This window comes from Vibrio pomeroyi, from assembly GCF_024347595.1.
In the GTDB taxonomy this organism is placed as follows: Bacteria; Pseudomonadota; Gammaproteobacteria; order Enterobacterales; family Vibrionaceae; genus Vibrio; species Vibrio pomeroyi.
In genome coordinates this window covers 3,191,015-3,207,151 of the sequence record NZ_AP025506.1, presented here as the reverse complement: position 1 = coordinate 3,207,151, position 16,137 = coordinate 3,191,015, and the positions used below count along the sequence as shown (strand labels likewise).

The window sequence follows — 16,137 nt, the reverse complement described above, 5'->3', positions numbered from 1 at the left end:
AAGAAGAACGCTAACACTTAGCTAAAAATTTAAAAAAATAAAAGGTTCAACGGGAAATTATAGTGATTCAATCAAAAAAACAAGTTTTGTATAGGTAATTTGAGCGTGATTATTGTTAGATATTTGATCCGCGAGACAATCAAGAGCCAATTTGCGATCTTTTTTGTTCTCTTTCTCGTGTTTCTCAGCCAAAAATTCATCAGTGTTTTAGCGGACGCCTCTGATGGTGATATCCCTGCGAGTCTCATATTGTCTATTGTTGGTCTAAATATGCCAGCAATGGGCTTGTTGATGCTGCCACTCAGTATCTATATTGGTATTTTGCTCACTTTTGGCCGCCTTTACGCTGAAAGTGAAATTGTAGTGATGAACGCTACGGGTATCGGTAATAAATTCCTGATCCAATCTGCGCTTTACTTAGCTTTGATTACAGCATCGGTTGCAGCCTTTAACTCATTTTGGTTATCTCCTTGGTCGCAAGACAAAGTTGAGCAAATGTATGAAGAAGTCGCTGCAGAGAACAGTGTTGATTTGCTACCTAAGGGTAAGTTTGAAGGCACGCCAGATGGCTCATCTGTGGTATTCATCGATGATATCGAAGGTAATAAGCTAGAAAATGTGTTCGTTGCTCAAATGCGTCCACGTGATTCTGTACTTCCGAGCGTGATGTTCTCTAAGTCAGGGGATGTGAAAGAGCTAAGTGATGGTCGTCAAGTTATTGTGATGTACGATGGCACGCGTCATGAGGGTGTGCCTACACGCCTTGATTATATGGTGACGCACTTTGAAGAGTACGAAGGCCTGATTGGTCAGCGTGAAGTGGAGAAAAAAGGTCGAGATTGGGAAGCGATTTCAACTCTTGAACTGATTGGTAATCCAAACAATAGTGCGAAAGCGGAATTACAGTGGCGTATTTCATTGGTACTTTGTATTCCATTGTTGACCATGCTTGTTGTGCCACTATCTGCGGTAAACCCAAGACAGGGGCGTTTTGCAAAGATTGGCCCGGCGATTCTCATTTACCTGACTTACTTCTTGGCAATCAGTGCGACTAAATCTTCTATTGAAGAGGGCAGTATCCCGGCGGTAATCGGCATGTGGCCAATCAATGCGTTATTGTTATTTGTCGCGATTGGTGCAAACTTTATGGATAGCGTGCCAGTAAGGCGTTTGAAAGAAAAATTCAAGAATAAGAGGTTGGCTTAAGCCGTGTTTAAGATTCTCGATTTATATATAGGCAGAACCATCATCGCAACGACGTCACTGGTTTTGGTGACGTTTGTTGGTCTTTCTGGGATCATCAAGTATGTTGAGCAACTGAGAAAGGTTGGTCGTGGTACATACGATCTACTGCAAGCCCTGTATTTCGTTTTACTGAGTATTCCTCGTGATATTGAAATGTTCTTCCCAATGGCGGCACTGCTTGGTGCATTGATTGGTTTGGGGATGTTGGCTGCGAGCTCTGAGTTAGTCGTTATGCAGGCGGCAGGTTTCTCTAAGTTAGATATTGGCTTATCGGTACTCAAAACCGCTATCCCACTCATGATCGTCGTGACTCTTCTTGGTCAATGGGGCGCGCCTCAAGCTCAGAAGATGGCTCGTGACTTAAGAACTATCTCGATTGCTGGTGGTAATATCATCTCGACTCAAAGCGGTGTTTGGGCTCGTGACGCCAATGATTTCATCTTTATCGTTAAAATCGATGATGAGAAGCTTTACGGTATGAACATGTGGCGCTTTGATGAGAACAAAGCACTCAAAACGGCTATCTACTCTGAAGAAGTGGATTACGTCGGAGACAACGTTTGGACTATGAACGATGTGGAGATTACGTCGTTCGAAAATGAAATCCAGATCACTAAAGAAAGTTTACCCACTTATAGATGGGAGACATCACTAGCTCCGGATAAGCTTGCGATAGTAACGGTTAAACCAGAAGAGCTGTCTTTGAGTGGGTTGTATGATTATGTGTCTTATCTGAAGGCGTCAGAGCAAGATGCATCACGCTATGAACTGGCATTGTGGAGAAAGATAACTCAACCTATATCGATAGCAGTAATGATGTTGATGGCACTATCGTTTATCTTCGGCCCTCTGCGTAGTGTGACCATGGGTGCTAGGATTTTGTCTGGTGTTATAGCTGGCTTTACCTTCTATATATCCAGTGAGTTCTTTGGCCCTGTGAGTTTGGTTTATCAAATACCACCGGCCTTTGGTGCGATAGCCCCGAGCGTGGTGTTCCTCGGAATCGCGATCATGCTCTTGAGGCGGAAACTGTAGATAGAAAAAAGGAAGGCATAACGCCTTCCTTTTTTGATCTTGTTTGGATTTCGAATAATGGTGTTATCGAGCCTTCGGTAACACGACCACTTCCGTCTTCGCCCAGATATCGTGGAAGCCACGCTTTTGAGGGTCGAATGGAACACACAAGTTTGCTAGTCCAAAACCTGAAGTGCCTAAGCGAATTAGTGCTTGAGTGATTGTGATCGCAGAGCCATCTTTGTTTTGAACTCGTAGTTTCCAAGCTCGCATCCCCAGTGTTTGGCCTGCTTTTGTCCAGAAGAACATAAAGAAGTACACCCAAACCACTACTAGATAAAAAGTGTAAGCAGGGCTCCAAATAGGGTGGTTAGTTAAGAAGTCACTAACATCGGCATATCCAGTATGGTTGAAAACGCCAAGAGCCATGAGTGCGTGTAGCAGAGCAACAATGACGCCAGCCGCCATCATCTCAATAGCGATTACGATAAGAGCGTCATAGAACAAGGCACCAAATCGGCGCATTACCCCAGCTGGTGGCAGAGTGTTTGTTGATGTCATGGTGTTATTACTTCTTTAAAAATTGAGGCGTCAGAATATAGTTTAAGGCTTGGCCTGAAAAGAGACATGACGCACAGCTTATGACTTAGTGGCGAAATTATCGGCAAACACACATGAATTCAAGTTTTTATACTTGCCACATCAGTTCGCATACGTATAATGCAAAACATCGACAGGGCAATGCCCCAGATAATGCCGGTATGGTGAAATTGGTATACACGACGGATTCAAAATCCGTTGCCTTCGGGCGTGGCGGTTCAAGTCCGCCTACCGGTACCATATTTTAAGACAGAGCCTCAACGAAAGTTGGGGCTTTGTTGTATCTGGAGTTTGGAAAGCGTTGCCTTAGTGGTTACGAGATCAGTACCTGTCTAATCAGTCAGATCTTATTGTTTCATTCCTAAATCTCGCAGTTTCCCTTCGTAATTTCATTTCCTAATAAATTAATCATCTTAAATCATACTGTTACCTGTCATTCCTTCTTCTATTGTCTATGTTTAAATAAATAACAGAGGAGAGAGATATGCTGACAGTAACCCCTTACTTGTTTTTTGATGGTCGTTGTAGTGAAGCGTTGGATTTTTATCATAAGTGTTTTGGCGGTGTGGTTTTATCTAAGCAACTCTTTAGTGATGCACCACAGGTAATAGAGGGAGCTCAACCTGATTGGGTTATGCATGCTGAGTTCGAAGCATTTGGTATGAAGCTCATGATGTCTGATGGTGTAAAGGCAAAAGAACTAGAAGGGAACAACCTTGCGCTCTCTCTTGTTACTGAAGATACCGCAACTCAAGAGCAAATCTTTGAAAAGCTAAAGCAAGATGGTCGCGTAATGACGCCGTTAGCGGATACTTTTTGGGGGGCTAGGTTTGGTAAGGTCGAAGATAAGTTTGGGATACGCTGGATGGTGCATTGCGATTCTTTAAATTGAACCTGTGAAATTGGATAGTGAAATTGCTGCTTGGTTTTATTAGAATTATAAATAGAGATTATTAATCAATATTATATATAAAAATGGGCAGCATAAAGATTACCGTAGATCGCATTCAGCCCGGTCTGCATATACGACTCCCCGTAAAATGGAATGAACACCCATTTTTATTCAACAGTTTTAAAATCAAAGATGACGCCCAAGTAAAGGTAATTCGACATCTTGGGATTAAGCACGTCTATATAAACTTGAATCAAAGCGATACATCTCCTCTACCTGCTAACCATGTGATTGAGCAAGAAGCCGATACTGATTTACAAGTAAGCCTTGAAGCAGAAAGAATGTGGAAAGATAAGCATGAACGTATCGAAACTCTAAGCTCTTATCGTCGCAGAGTGAGTCATTGCGAGAAAGAGTTCGAACGTTCGCTTGCTCGCATGCGTTCTGTGATGACCAAGATCCGTAACCGACCTTTAGATGCAGTAGGGGAGGTAAAAGCTCTGGTTGATGACATTGTCGAAACATTAGTAAGCGATGATAACGTCACATTGCACCTTATGAATGCTAAAGCTGATTTTGAAGACATCTACTTTCATACACTGAATGTTTCTGTTGTCGCGCTGATGATAGGTAAAGCGAAAGGTTACAATACGCAGCAATTAAAAGATCTTTCTTTCGCAGCGTTGTTCCACGATGTAGGCAAAATCAAAATACCAGCCGCTATATTAAGAAAGCAGAGTGCGCTTACGGTACCAGAAGAGAACTACTTAAAGCTCCACACTAAATATGGTGCAGATATTGTCTCAACAATTGATGACTTTCCTGAAAGGGCCAAAAAGGTGATTGCTCAACATCATGAGATGAATGATGGTTCTGGTTATCCTGAAGGCTTAAAAGAAGATGAGATAGATGAATTTGCTAGGATAGTGGCAGTGGCTAATGCATTTGATAACCTTTGCCATGGTAAAACGCAATCTCAACAAATGATCCCGTATCTGGCATTGTCTCACTTATATAAGAGTTGCAAGCATCTATATAGTCAGGACAACTTGAGTTTGCTGGTCAAGTTTATGGGAGTGTACCCGCCGGGAACGGTAGTACAGCTTTCAAATGATTCGATTGGGATTGTGATATCCGTTAATGCTAAGCATATGCTTTATCCGAATGTTCTTATCTATGATCCTAGCGTACCAAGAACCCAAGCTCCGATTATTGACCTCTTTATTAAAGAGATAAAAATCGTCAATGCCGTTCATCCAAGTAAATTACCGGAACAAGTGAGAGAGTATCTAAACCCAAGAGCTCGTTTATCTTACTTTTTTGATAACGGAGAGTAGTTATCCACAAGGTGTTGTGGGTAATTTGTTCGAAACTTGGGGTGAAAATGGTATAAATAAGCCCTTGGTTGAAATGTCTTCGCTTAACCTCTTTTTTCAATAAAAAACGCATTTAATGCTTGCCAATAAGAGCGGCATCTCTATAATGCCGCCTCACTGACACGGCAGACGCCACAAGGCTTCAGCGCCGAATGTTAGTGAAGGCAACTAGCTTTGAGTGATTATTCGCTCCTACTTTTAGAAAGTAGAAATTAATTCCAAATAAGTGTTTGACACTGAGGATTAAGTCGCTAGAATGGCCGCCTCTTCCGAAGTGATGTAAGTCACAACGAAGAGAAGCTCTTTAACAATTTAAACCTATCAATCTGTGTGGGCACTCGTTGATGAATATCAAAACGTTTTATCGTTAGATAAAACAGATTCTTCGGAATCAAAATGATTTCAATGAACTGAGTGACCAATACGAATAATTACTTTCTTTATAGAGAGGGGTTATTTGGCACAGTCAATTCATTACCATTCTGTTGGAATGGTAATAGCTTTAGAATTACTTTTTGTAGTTTTGAAGTCAGTATTCGTTGAGTCACAAAATCTTAAATTGAAGAGTTTGATCATGGCTCAGATTGAACGCTGGCGGCAGGCCTAACACATGCAAGTCGAGCGGAAACGACACTAACAATCCTTCGGGTGCGTTAATGGGCGTCGAGCGGCGGACGGGTGAGTAATGCCTAGGAAATTGCCTTGATGTGGGGGATAACCATTGGAAACGATGGCTAATACCGCATAACGCCTACGGGCCAAAGAGGGGGACCTTCGGGCCTCTCGCGTCAAGATATGCCTAGGTGGGATTAGCTAGTTGGTGAGGTAATGGCTCACCAAGGCGACGATCCCTAGCTGGTCTGAGAGGATGATCAGCCACACTGGAACTGAGACACGGTCCAGACTCCTACGGGAGGCAGCAGTGGGGAATATTGCACAATGGGCGAAAGCCTGATGCAGCCATGCCGCGTGTATGAAGAAGGCCTTCGGGTTGTAAAGTACTTTCAGTTGTGAGGAAGGGGGTAGCGTTAATAGCGCTATCTCTTGACGTTAGCAACAGAAGAAGCACCGGCTAACTCCGTGCCAGCAGCCGCGGTAATACGGAGGGTGCGAGCGTTAATCGGAATTACTGGGCGTAAAGCGCATGCAGGTGGTTCATTAAGTCAGATGTGAAAGCCCGGGGCTCAACCTCGGAACTGCATTTGAAACTGGTGAACTAGAGTACTGTAGAGGGGGGTAGAATTTCAGGTGTAGCGGTGAAATGCGTAGAGATCTGAAGGAATACCAGTGGCGAAGGCGGCCCCCTGGACAGATACTGACACTCAGATGCGAAAGCGTGGGGAGCAAACAGGATTAGATACCCTGGTAGTCCACGCCGTAAACGATGTCTACTTGGAGGTTGTGGCCTTGAGCCGTGGCTTTCGGAGCTAACGCGTTAAGTAGACCGCCTGGGGAGTACGGTCGCAAGATTAAAACTCAAATGAATTGACGGGGGCCCGCACAAGCGGTGGAGCATGTGGTTTAATTCGATGCAACGCGAAGAACCTTACCTACTCTTGACATCCAGAGAAGCCAGCGGAGACGCAGGTGTGCCTTCGGGAGCTCTGAGACAGGTGCTGCATGGCTGTCGTCAGCTCGTGTTGTGAAATGTTGGGTTAAGTCCCGCAACGAGCGCAACCCTTATCCTTGTTTGCCAGCGAGTAATGTCGGGAACTCCAGGGAGACTGCCGGTGATAAACCGGAGGAAGGTGGGGACGACGTCAAGTCATCATGGCCCTTACGAGTAGGGCTACACACGTGCTACAATGGCGCATACAGAGGGCAGCAAGCCAGCGATGGTAAGCGAATCCCAAAAAGTGCGTCGTAGTCCGGATTGGAGTCTGCAACTCGACTCCATGAAGTCGGAATCGCTAGTAATCGTAGATCAGAATGCTACGGTGAATACGTTCCCGGGCCTTGTACACACCGCCCGTCACACCATGGGAGTGGGCTGCAAAAGAAGTGGGTAGTTTAACCTTTCGGGGAGGACGCTCACCACTTTGTGGTTCATGACTGGGGTGAAGTCGTAACAAGGTAGCCCTAGGGGAACCTGGGGCTGGATCACCTCCTTATACGAAGATACTCACGATAAGTGTCCACACAGATTGATATGTTTAAACAGTTAAGAGTAACCTATGTCCCGTTCGTCTAGAGGCCTAGGACACCGCCCTTTCACGGCGGTAACAGGGGTTCGACTCCCCTACGGGATACCATCTTTAAGCGCATTTATTTAAGTGTCTTTAAAAATGGTTCATTTATTGAATCAAGCTCTTTAACAATTTGGAAAGCTGACTGATTGATTACTTACGAGTAATTCAATCAAATTTAAAAGTTCTCAATGTTTATCTTTTGATAAACACAACAAACACATTCAAGTGTCTTGTATTCGATTCAAATTCGTTTGAATCACATTGAGTCCGGCAAACAGTCATTGAGAATTAACCCTTCTTAATGACAACCAAAAACCTTGGTTAGTTGCCATACACTAAGACCCTTTCGGGTTGTATGGTTAAGTGACTAAGCGTACACGGTGGATGCCTTGGCAGTCAGAGGCGATGAAAGGCGTAATAACTTGCGATAAGCCCAGATTAGGTAGTAATAACCTTTGAGTCTGGGATTCCTGAATGGGGAAACCCACTTACATAAGTAAGTATCCTGTTGTGAATACATAGCAACAGGAGGCAAACCGGGGGAACTGAAACATCTAAGTACCCCGAGGAAGAGAAATCAACCGAGATTCCGAAAGTAGCGGCGAGCGAAATTGGATTAGCCCTTAAGCTTTTAATGAGACAGATGAAGGCTCTGGAAAGTGCCGCAATAGAGGGTGATAGCCCCGTAATCGACATCTCATCATCAGTGAAAACGAGTAGGGCGGGACACGTGATATCCTGTCTGAATATGGGGGGACCATCCTCCAAGGCTAAATACTACTGACTGACCGATAGTGAACCAGTACCGTGAGGGAAAGGCGAAAAGAACCCCTGTGAGGGGAGTGAAATAGAACCTGAAACCGTGTACGTACAAGCAGTAGGAGCACCTTCGTGGTGTGACTGCGTACCTTTTGTATAATGGGTCAGCGACTTAATTTTAGTAGCAAGGTTAACCGTTTAGGGGAGCCGTAGGGAAACCGAGTCTTAACTGGGCGTACAGTTGCTAGGATTAGACCCGAAACCAGGTGATCTAGCCATGGGCAGGTTGAAGGTTGAGTAACATCAACTGGAGGACCGAACCGACTAATGTTGAAAAATTAGCGGATGACTTGTGGCTAGGGGTGAAAGGCCAATCAAACCTGGAGATAGCTGGTTCTCCCCGAAAGCTATTTAGGTAGCGCCTCGGACGAATACTACTGGGGGTAGAGCACTGTTAAGGCTAGGGGGTCATCCCGACTTACCAACCCTTTGCAAACTCCGAATACCAGTAAGTACTATCCGGGAGACACACGGCGGGTGCTAACGTCCGTCGTGGAGAGGGAAACAACCCAGACCGCCAGCTAAGGTCCCAAAGTATAGCTAAGTGGGAAACGATGTGGGAAGGCTCAGACAGCCAGGATGTTGGCTTAGAAGCAGCCATCATTTAAAGAAAGCGTAATAGCTCACTGGTCGAGTCGGCCTGCGCGGAAGATGTAACGGGGCTAAGCTATACACCGAAGCTGCGGCTACGTACCTTAGGGTATGTGGGGTAGGGGAGCGTTCTGTAAGCCGTTGAAGGTGGTCTGTAAGGGCTGCTGGAGGTATCAGAAGTGCGAATGCTGACATGAGTAACGATAAAGGGAGTGAAAAACTCCCTCGCCGGAAGACCAAGGGTTCCTGTCCAACGTTAATCGGGGCAGGGTAAGTCGACTCCTAAGGCGAGGCCGAAAGGCGTAGTCGATGGGAAACGGGTTAATATTCCCGTACTTCTTACAATTGCGATGGGGGGACGGAGAAGGCTAGGTGGGCCTGGCGACGGTTGTCCAGGTTCAAGTACGTAGGCGGAAAGTTTAGGTAAATCCGGACTTTCTTAACGCTGAGATACGATGTCGAGCTACTACGGTAGTGAAGTCATTGATGCCATGCTTCCAGGAAAAGCCTCTAAGCTTCAGATTGTAAGGAATCGTACCCCAAACCGACACAGGTGGTCGGGTAGAGAATACCAAGGCGCTTGAGAGAACTCGGGTGAAGGAACTAGGCAAAATGGTACCGTAACTTCGGGAGAAGGTACGCTCTTATCAGTGAAGTCCCTTGCGGATGGAGCAGACGAGAGTCGCAGATACCAGGTGGCTGCAACTGTTTATTAAAAACACAGCACTGTGCAAAATCGTAAGATGACGTATACGGTGTGACGCCTGCCCGGTGCCGGAAGGTTAATTGATGGGGTTAGACTTCGGTCGAAGCTCTTGATCGAAGCCCCGGTAAACGGCGGCCGTAACTATAACGGTCCTAAGGTAGCGAAATTCCTTGTCGGGTAAGTTCCGACCTGCACGAATGGCGTAATGATGGCCACGCTGTCTCCACCCGAGACTCAGTGAAATTGAAATCGCTGTGAAGATGCAGTGTACCCGCGGCTAGACGGAAAGACCCCGTGAACCTTTACTACAGCTTGGCACTGAACATTGAACCTACATGTGTAGGATAGGTGGGAGACTTTGAAACCGCGTCGCTAGATGTGGTGGAGTCGTCCTTGAAATACCACCCTTGTAGTTTTGATGTTCTAACGTTGGTCCCTGAATCGGGATTACGGACAGTGCCTGGTGGGTAGTTTGACTGGGGCGGTCTCCTCCCAAAGAGTAACGGAGGAGCACGAAGGTGGGCTAAACACGGTTGGACATCGTGTGGTTAGTGCAATGGCATAAGCCCGCTTGACTGCGAGAATGACAATTCGAGCAGGTGCGAAAGCAGGTCATAGTGATCCGGTGGTTCTGAATGGAAGGGCCATCGCTCAACGGATAAAAGGTACTCCGGGGATAACAGGCTGATACCGCCCAAGAGTTCATATCGACGGCGGTGTTTGGCACCTCGATGTCGGCTCATCACATCCTGGGGCTGAAGTCGGTCCCAAGGGTATGGCTGTTCGCCATTTAAAGTGGTACGCGAGCTGGGTTTAGAACGTCGTGAGACAGTTCGGTCCCTATCTGCCGTGGGCGTTGGAAAATTGAAGGGGGCTGCTCCTAGTACGAGAGGACCGGAGTGGACGAACCTCTGGTGTTCGGGTTGTCATGCCAATGGCATTGCCCGGTAGCTAAGTTCGGAATCGATAACCGCTGAAAGCATCTAAGCGGGAAGCGAGCCCTGAGATGAGTTTTCCCTGACGCTATAAGCGTCCTTAAGGGTTGTTCAAGACTAGAACGTTGATAGGCAGGGTGTGTAAGTGCTGCGAGGCATTGAGCTAACCTGTACTAATTGCCCGTGAGGCTTAACCATACAACACCCAAGGGGTTTTGTGGACTCAAAGACAGACCTTGAATGAGTTTGAAGAGTTACTTTTAAATACAGTTTTCCGAATTTTAAAATTTGCTTGGCGACCATAGCATTGTGGACCCACCTGATTCCATGCCGAACTCAGAAGTGAAACACAATAGCGCCGATGGTAGTGTGGGGCTTCCCCATGTGAGAGTAGGACATCGCCAGGCTTTAATTTCGACTTTGTCTACAAAGTAGACAAGTCACCATAGAGTTCTAAGTTTTCTTAGTATTTTATGTTGACTTTCAAAGTAGAAAGCGTATTATACGCGTCCTGCTTAAGTGCTAAGGCACTGAAAGCAAAGCTCTTTAACAATTTAAACCTATCAATCTGTGTGGGCACTCGTTGATGAATATCAAAACGTTTTATCGTTAGATAAAACAGATTCTTCGGAATCAAAATGATTTCAATGAACTGAGTGACCAATACAAATAACTTCGGTTATTTGGCACAGTCAATTCATTATCATTCTGTTGGAATGGTAATAGCTTTAGAATTACATGTTTACTTCGGTAAATATTAGTTTTGAAGTCAGTATTCGTTGAGTCACAAAATCTTAAATTGAAGAGTTTGATCATGGCTCAGATTGAACGCTGGCGGCAGGCCTAACACATGCAAGTCGAGCGGAAACGACACTAACAATCCTTCGGGTGCGTTAATGGGCGTCGAGCGGCGGACGGGTGAGTAATGCCTAGGAAATTGCCTTGATGTGGGGGATAACCATTGGAAACGATGGCTAATACCGCATAATGCCTACGGGCCAAAGAGGGGGACCTTCGGGCCTCTCGCGTCAAGATATGCCTAGGTGGGATTAGCTAGTTGGTGAGGTAATGGCTCACCAAGGCGACGATCCCTAGCTGGTCTGAGAGGATGATCAGCCACACTGGAACTGAGACACGGTCCAGACTCCTACGGGAGGCAGCAGTGGGGAATATTGCACAATGGGCGAAAGCCTGATGCAGCCATGCCGCGTGTATGAAGAAGGCCTTCGGGTTGTAAAGTACTTTCAGTTGTGAGGAAGGGGGTAGCGTTAATAGCGCTATCTCTTGACGTTAGCAACAGAAGAAGCACCGGCTAACTCCGTGCCAGCAGCCGCGGTAATACGGAGGGTGCGAGCGTTAATCGGAATTACTGGGCGTAAAGCGCATGCAGGTGGTTCATTAAGTCAGATGTGAAAGCCCGGGGCTCAACCTCGGAACTGCATTTGAAACTGGTGAACTAGAGTACTGTAGAGGGGGGTAGAATTTCAGGTGTAGCGGTGAAATGCGTAGAGATCTGAAGGAATACCAGTGGCGAAGGCGGCCCCCTGGACAGATACTGACACTCAGATGCGAAAGCGTGGGGAGCAAACAGGATTAGATACCCTGGTAGTCCACGCCGTAAACGATGTCTACTTGGAGGTTGTGGCCTTGAGCCGTGGCTTTCGGAGCTAACGCGTTAAGTAGACCGCCTGGGGAGTACGGTCGCAAGATTAAAACTCAAATGAATTGACGGGGGCCCGCACAAGCGGTGGAGCATGTGGTTTAATTCGATGCAACGCGAAGAACCTTACCTACTCTTGACATCCAGAGAAGCCAGCGGAGACGCAGGTGTGCCTTCGGGAGCTCTGAGACAGGTGCTGCATGGCTGTCGTCAGCTCGTGTTGTGAAATGTTGGGTTAAGTCCCGCAACGAGCGCAACCCTTATCCTTGTTTGCCAGCGAGTAATGTCGGGAACTCCAGGGAGACTGCCGGTGATAAACCGGAGGAAGGTGGGGACGACGTCAAGTCATCATGGCCCTTACGAGTAGGGCTACACACGTGCTACAATGGCGCATACAGAGGGCAGCAAGCCAGCGATGGTAAGCGAATCCCAAAAAGTGCGTCGTAGTCCGGATTGGAGTCTGCAACTCGACTCCATGAAGTCGGAATCGCTAGTAATCGTAGATCAGAATGCTACGGTGAATACGTTCCCGGGCCTTGTACACACCGCCCGTCACACCATGGGAGTGGGCTGCAAAAGAAGTGGGTAGTTTAACCTTTCGGGGAGGACGCTCACCACTTTGTGGTTCATGACTGGGGTGAAGTCGTAACAAGGTAGCCCTAGGGGAACCTGGGGCTGGATCACCTCCTTATACGAAGATACTCACGATAAGTGTCCACACAGATTGATTAGGTTTAGAAAAGTTAAGAGACGATATTGGGTCTGTAGCTCAGCTGGTTAGAGCGCTCGCCTGATAAGCGGGAGGTCGGTGGTTCAAGTCCACTCAGACCCACCAATATCGACCTAGATGGGGCTATAGCTCAGCTGGGAGAGCGCCTGCCTTGCACGCAGGAGGTCTGCGGTTCGATCCCGCATAGCTCCACCATCTTTAAGTATTCTCTTAAGAGAGTCTTTAAAAATGGTTTCGAAAGAAATCAAGCTCTTTAACAATTTGGAAAGCTGACTGATTGATTACTTACGAGTAATTCAATCAAATTTAAAAGTTCTCAATGTTTATCTTTTGATAAACACAACAAACACATTCAAGTGTCTTGTATTCGATTCAAATTCGTTTGAATCACATTGAGTCCGGCAAACAGTCATTGAGAATTAACCCTTCTTAATGACAACCAAAAACCTTGGTTAGTTGCCATACACTAAGACCCTTTCGGGTTGTATGGTTAAGTGACTAAGCGTACACGGTGGATGCCTTGGCAGTCAGAGGCGATGAAAGGCGTAATAACTTGCGATAAGCCCAGATTAGGTAGTAATAACCTTTAAGTCTGGGATTCCTGAATGGGGAAACCCACTTACATAAGTAAGTATCCTGTTGTGAATACATAGCAACAGGAGGCAAACCGGGGGAACTGAAACATCTAAGTACCCCGAGGAAGAGAAATCAACCGAGATTCCGAAAGTAGCGGCGAGCGAAATTGGATTAGCCCTTAAGCTTTTAATGAGACAGATGAAGGCTCTGGAAAGTGCCGCAATAGAGGGTGATAGCCCCGTAATCGACATCTCATCATCAGTGAAAACGAGTAGGGCGGGACACGTGATATCCTGTCTGAATATGGGGGGACCATCCTCCAAGGCTAAATACTACTGACTGACCGATAGTGAACCAGTACCGTGAGGGAAAGGCGAAAAGAACCCCTGTGAGGGGAGTGAAATAGAACCTGAAACCGTGTACGTACAAGCAGTAGGAGCACCTTCGTGGTGTGACTGCGTACCTTTTGTATAATGGGTCAGCGACTTAATTTTAGTAGCAAGGTTAACCGTTTAGGGGAGCCGTAGGGAAACCGAGTCTTAACTGGGCGTACAGTTGCTAGGATTAGACCCGAAACCAGGTGATCTAGCCATGGGCAGGTTGAAGGTTGAGTAACATCAACTGGAGGACCGAACCGACTAATGTTGAAAAATTAGCGGATGACTTGTGGCTAGGGGTGAAAGGCCAATCAAACCTGGAGATAGCTGGTTCTCCCCGAAAGCTATTTAGGTAGCGCCTCGGACGAATACTACTGGGGGTAGAGCACTGTTAAGGCTAGGGGGTCATCCCGACTTACCAACCCTTTGCAAACTCCGAATACCAGTAAGTACTATCCGGGAGACACACGGCGGGTGCTAACGTCCGTCGTGGAGAGGGAAACAACCCAGACCGCCAGCTAAGGTCCCAAAGTATAGCTAAGTGGGAAACGATGTGGGAAGGCTCAGACAGCCAGGATGTTGGCTTAGAAGCAGCCATCATTTAAAGAAAGCGTAATAGCTCACTGGTCGAGTCGGCCTGCGCGGAAGATGTAACGGGGCTAAGCTATACACCGAAGCTGCGGCTACGTACCTTAGGGTATGTGGGGTAGGGGAGCGTTCTGTAAGCCGTTGAAGGTGGTCTGTAAGGGCTGCTGGAGGTATCAGAAGTGCGAATGCTGACATGAGTAACGATAAAGGGAGTGAAAAACTCCCTCGCCGGAAGACCAAGGGTTCCTGTCCAACGTTAATCGGGGCAGGGTAAGTCGACTCCTAAGGCGAGGCCGAAAGGCGTAGTCGATGGGAAACGGGTTAATATTCCCGTACTTCTTACAATTGCGATGGGGGGACGGAGAAGGCTAGGTGGGCCTGGCGACGGTTGTCCAGGTTCAAGTACGTAGGCGGAAAGTTTAGGTAAATCCGGACTTTCTTAACGCTGAGATACGATGTCGAGCTACTACGGTAGTGAAGTCATTGATGCCATGCTTCCAGGAAAAGCCTCTAAGCTTCAGATTGTAAGGAATCGTACCCCAAACCGACACAGGTGGTCGGGTAGAGAATACCAAGGCGCTTGAGAGAACTCGGGTGAAGGAACTAGGCAAAATGGTACCGTAACTTCGGGAGAAGGTACGCTCTTATCAGTGAAGTCCCTTGCGGATGGAGCAGACGAGAGTCGCAGATACCAGGTGGCTGCAACTGTTTATTAAAAACACAGCACTGTGCAAAATCGTAAGATGACGTATACGGTGTGACGCCTGCCCGGTGCCGGAAGGTTAATTGATGGGGTTAGACTTCGGTCGAAGCTCTTGATCGAAGCCCCGGTAAACGGCGGCCGTAACTATAACGGTCCTAAGGTAGCGAAATTCCTTGTCGGGTAAGTTCCGACCTGCACGAATGGCGTAATGATGGCCACGCTGTCTCCACCCGAGACTCAGTGAAATTGAAATCGCTGTGAAGATGCAGTGTACCCGCGGCTAGACGGAAAGACCCCGTGAACCTTTACTACAGCTTGGCACTGAACATTGAACCTACATGTGTAGGATAGGTGGGAGACTTTGAAACCGCGTCGCTAGATGTGGTGGAGTCGTCCTTGAAATACCACCCTTGTAGTTTTGATGTTCTAACGTTGGTCCCTGAATCGGGATTACGGACAGTGCCTGGTGGGTAGTTTGACTGGGGCGGTCTCCTCCCAAAGAGTAACGGAGGAGCACGAAGGTGGGCTAAACACGGTTGGACATCGTGTGGTTAGTGCAATGGCATAAGCCCGCTTGACTGCGAGAATGACAATTCGAGCAGGTGCGAAAGCAGGTCATAGTGATCCGGTGGTTCTGAATGGAAGGGCCATCGCTCAACGGATAAAAGGTACTCCGGGGATAACAGGCTGATACCGCCCAAGAGTTCATATCGACGGCGGTGTTTGGCACCTCGATGTCGGCTCATCACATCCTGGGGCTGAAGTCGGTCCCAAGGGTATGGCTGTTCGCCATTTAAAGTGGTACGCGAGCTGGGTTTAGAACGTCGTGAGACAGTTCGGTCCCTATCTGCCGTGGGCGTTGGAAAATTGAAGGGGGCTGCTCCTAGTACGAGAGGACCGGAGTGGACGAACCTCTGGTGTTCGGGTTGTCATGCCAATGGCATTGCCCGGTAGCTAAGTTCGGAATCGATAACCGCTGAAAGCATCTAAGCGGGAAGCGAGCCCTGAGATGAGTTTTCCCTGACGCTATAAGCGTCCTTAAGGGTTGTTCAAGACTAGAACGTTGATAGGCAGGGTGTGTAAGTGCTGCGAGGCATTGAGCTAACCTGTACTAATTGCCCGTGAGGCTTAACCAT

At 47.1% G+C, this 16,137-nt stretch carries 5 protein-coding genes, 4 tRNA genes and 5 rRNA genes; 13 read left to right on the top strand and 1 reads right to left on the bottom strand.

What is annotated here, in order from left to right; translation table 11 throughout:
• Window positions 1–105 precede the first annotated feature (105 nt).
• Together lptF and lptG are read left to right on the top strand one after the other, a co-directional pair.
• Window positions 106–1,206: an LPS export ABC transporter permease LptF gene (gene lptF, locus OCV12_RS14100; RefSeq protein ID WP_261884911.1), complete on the top strand. Its 1,101-nt coding sequence runs from the start codon at window positions 106–108 to the stop codon at window positions 1,204–1,206.
• A 3-nt stretch (window positions 1,207–1,209) separates the two neighbouring features.
• Window positions 1,210–2,280 carry an LPS export ABC transporter permease LptG gene (gene lptG / locus OCV12_RS14095; protein WP_017633035.1) on the top strand — a complete coding sequence of 357 codons (1,071 nt, stop codon included), beginning with the start codon at window positions 1,210–1,212 and terminating at the stop codon, window positions 2,278–2,280.
• A 63-nt stretch (window positions 2,281–2,343) separates the two neighbouring features.
• Here the strand turns inward: lptG and OCV12_RS14090 are convergent, their stop codons facing one another.
• Entirely contained in the window at window positions 2,344–2,820 is a 477-nt protein-coding gene (locus OCV12_RS14090; protein WP_261884910.1) for an RDD family protein, read from the bottom strand.
• 194 nt (window positions 2,821–3,014) lie between these two features.
• Between OCV12_RS14090 and OCV12_RS14085 the strand changes: the two genes are divergently transcribed.
• From OCV12_RS14085 to OCV12_RS14035, 11 genes are all read left to right on the top strand, one after another.
• A tRNA-Leu gene (locus OCV12_RS14085) sits at window positions 3,015–3,099 on the top strand.
• Window positions 3,100–3,343: 244 nt separating this feature from the next.
• Entirely contained in the window at window positions 3,344–3,751 is a 408-nt protein-coding gene (locus OCV12_RS14080) for a VOC family protein (protein ID WP_176680474.1), read from the top strand.
• 83 nt (window positions 3,752–3,834) lie between these two features.
• Window positions 3,835–5,088: an HD-GYP domain-containing protein gene (locus OCV12_RS14075; protein WP_261884909.1), complete on the top strand. Its 1,254-nt coding sequence runs from the start codon at window positions 3,835–3,837 to the stop codon at window positions 5,086–5,088.
• A 595-nt stretch (window positions 5,089–5,683) separates the two neighbouring features.
• Window positions 5,684–7,238 (top strand): 16S ribosomal RNA (locus tag OCV12_RS14070).
• A 65-nt stretch (window positions 7,239–7,303) separates the two neighbouring features.
• Window positions 7,304–7,379 (top strand) — tRNA-Glu (locus OCV12_RS14065).
• Window positions 7,380–7,673: 294 nt separating this feature from the next.
• Window positions 7,674–10,565 (top strand): 23S ribosomal RNA (locus OCV12_RS14060).
• A 93-nt stretch (window positions 10,566–10,658) separates the two neighbouring features.
• A 5S ribosomal RNA gene (gene rrf / locus OCV12_RS14055) occupies window positions 10,659–10,774 on the top strand.
• A gap of 389 nt (window positions 10,775–11,163) precedes the next feature.
• Window positions 11,164–12,718 (top strand): 16S ribosomal RNA (locus tag OCV12_RS14050).
• 67 nt (window positions 12,719–12,785) lie between these two features.
• Window positions 12,786–12,862: transfer RNA gene (locus tag OCV12_RS14045), tRNA-Ile, on the top strand.
• Between the two features lie 14 nt (window positions 12,863–12,876).
• Window positions 12,877–12,952: transfer RNA gene (locus OCV12_RS14040), tRNA-Ala, on the top strand.
• Between the two features lie 293 nt (window positions 12,953–13,245).
• Window positions 13,246–16,137 (top strand): 23S ribosomal RNA (locus OCV12_RS14035).
• The 16S, 23S and 5S rRNA genes sit together here with 3 tRNA genes alongside, the layout of an rRNA operon.

Coding starts and splice junctions, on each gene's coding strand:
- OCV12_RS14090 (WP_261884910.1), bottom strand. CDS start 2,820: ATGACATCAACAAACACTCTGCCACCAGCTGGGGTAATGCGCCGATTT.
- OCV12_RS14080 (WP_176680474.1), top strand. CDS start 3,344: ATGCTGACAGTAACCCCTTACTTGTTTTTTGATGGTCGTTGTAGTGAA.
- OCV12_RS14075 (WP_261884909.1), top strand. CDS start 3,835: ATGGGCAGCATAAAGATTACCGTAGATCGCATTCAGCCCGGTCTGCAT.